Source organism: Micromonospora sp. NPDC003776, from assembly GCF_053605645.1.
This window is the reverse complement of sequence record NZ_JBSGJR010000829.1, coordinates 1-2165: the sequence shown is the minus strand read 5'-3', so window position 1 is coordinate 2165 and position 2165 is coordinate 1. Positions and strand designations below refer to the sequence as shown.

The 2165-nt window shown below is 78.8% G+C and carries 2 protein-coding genes; both read left to right on the top strand.

The window, feature by feature from the left end; all coding sequences use genetic code 11:
* Window positions 1–334: 334 nt before the first annotated feature.
* Window positions 335–703: a holo-ACP synthase gene (locus ACWEVO_RS35410; protein ID WP_452311766.1), complete on the top strand. Its 369-nt coding sequence runs from the start codon at window positions 335–337 to the stop codon at window positions 701–703.
* A 55-nt stretch (window positions 704–758) separates the two neighbouring features.
* The coding region (locus ACWEVO_RS35405; protein WP_452311765.1) for an NAD(P)H-hydrate dehydratase at window positions 759–2165 on the top strand (1407 nt) is incomplete at its 3' end.

The window sequence follows — 2165 nt, the reverse complement described above, 5'->3', positions numbered from 1 at the left end:
CCAGCCCCGGCGCGGCGGCCAGCCCGTGCGCCAGCCGGTACGCGTCGTCGCCCAGCTCCCGGGCGACCCCGCGCAGCAGCTCCGGCTCGACGGTGAATGGCTCCTCGGCCATCGGTGCCTCCCGCTCGACAGGCCGCCGACGGGAGTCGCCGGCGGCGGACGTGCCCCACCCCGGGACGGGAGTCGGGCAACCGGGACGCTAGGCGGCGGCACGCCATCGGCACCGGCCCTGTGGACAACCGGCCACGCCCGTACGCCGGGGTTGTCCACAGGCCCTGCATGCCGCCCGGCCGGCGGCCGATGGGCGGCCCCGACCGCCGGTAGGGTGAGATCCGTGATCGTGGCGGTCGGCATCGACGTGGTGCTGGTGGACCGGTTCGCCCGGGCCCTGGCCCGGACGCCGCTGCTCGCCGACCGCCTGTTCACCGAGGCCGAGCGGCACACCCGCGCCGGCCACCCGCGCCCGCCGGAGTCGATGGCCGCCCGCTTCGCCGCGAAGGAGGCGGTGGCCAAGGCGCTCGGCGCGCCGGCCGGCCTGCACTGGCACGACTGCGAGATCGTGCCCGATCCGGACGGGCGGCCCTGGCTGGCCGTCTCCGGCACGGTGGCCGCCGCCGCGGCCGAACGCGGGGTCAACCGCTGGCACCTGTCGCTGTCGCACGACGGCGGGATCGCGTCGGCGATGGTGGTCGCGGAACGGTGAGCCGACCCGGCGGGCCGGCCGGCCCGCCCGGGGCAGCACGGACGGACGGAGTGGCATGAGACCGGTGTGGCGGGTCGCGGACGTACGCGCGGCGGAGGCGGGCCTGATGGCCACCCTGCCGCCCGGGACGCTGATGCAGCGGGCCGCCGCCGGCCTGGCCCGCCGGTGCGCGCTGCTCCTCACCGACCGGGGCGGCGTCTACGGCGCCCGGGTGCTGCTGCTGGTCGGCTCCGGCGACAACGGTGGCGACACGCTCTACGCGGGCGCGCACCTGGCCCGCCGGGGCGCGGCGGTCACCGCGCTGCTGCTCACCCCGGGCCGGGCGCACGCCGAAGGGCTGGCCGCGCTGCGGGCGGCGGGCGGGCGGCTGGTCGACCGGCCGCCGGCCGTGGTGGACCTGGTCCTCGACGGGATCGTCGGGATCGGTGGCACCGGCGGCCTGCGGGAGACCGCCGACCAGCTCGCGGCGAGCCTGGCGGAGCGCTGCGGGCGGGACGGGACCCGGGCCACGGTGGTCGCGGTGGACGTCCCGAGCGGTGTCGCGGTGGACACCGGGCACGTCCCGGTCACCCCCTCCGGGCGGCCCTGCGCGGTCCGCGCCGACGTCACCGTCGCCTTCGGCGCGTTGAAGCCGGCGCTGGTGGTGGGCCCGGCCGCCGCGCTCGCCGGGCAGGTCGAGCTGGTCGACATCGGGCTGGAGCCGTGGCTGCGGGGCAGCCCGGCGCTGCGCGTGGTCGAGTGGTCCGACATCGTCGCGTGGTGGCCACGGCTCGGCCCGTCGTCGGAGAAGTACTCCCGGGGTGTGGTCGGGGTGGCCACCGGCTCGGCCACCTACCCGGGTGCGGCGGTCCTCTCGGTGAGCGGCGCGCTGGCCGGCCCCACCGGCATGGTCCGCTACGCGGGCAGCGCCCGGGACGAGGTGCTGCACCAGCATCCGTCGGTGATCGCCACCGGCCGGGTCGCCGACGCCGGCCGGGTGCAGGCCTGGGTCTGCGGCTCCGGGCTGGGCACCGGCGAGGAGTCGGCGGCCGAGCTGCGCGCCGTGCTCGCCGCGCCGGTGCCGGTGGTGCTCGACGCCGACGCGCTCACCCTGCTGGTCGACGGCAAGATGGCCGACCGGCTGCGGGACCGGGACGCCCCGATCGTGGTGACCCCGCACGACCGGGAGTACGCCCGGCTCTGCGGGGAGGTCCCGGGGACGGACCGGGTCGCGGCGGCGCTGCGGCTGGCCGCCTGGATGAACGCGGTGGTGCTGCTGAAGGGCGACCGCACGATCATCGGCACCCCCGCCGGCCGGGCGTACGTCAACCCGACCGGCACCCCGGTGCTGGCCACCGGGGGCACCGGCGACGTGCTGGCCGGGCTGCTCGGTTCGCTGCTCGCCGCCGGGCTGGCCCCGGAGCGGGCGGCCGCCGCGGCCGCGTACCTGCACGGGCTGGCCGGCCGGGAGGCGGCGCGCGGC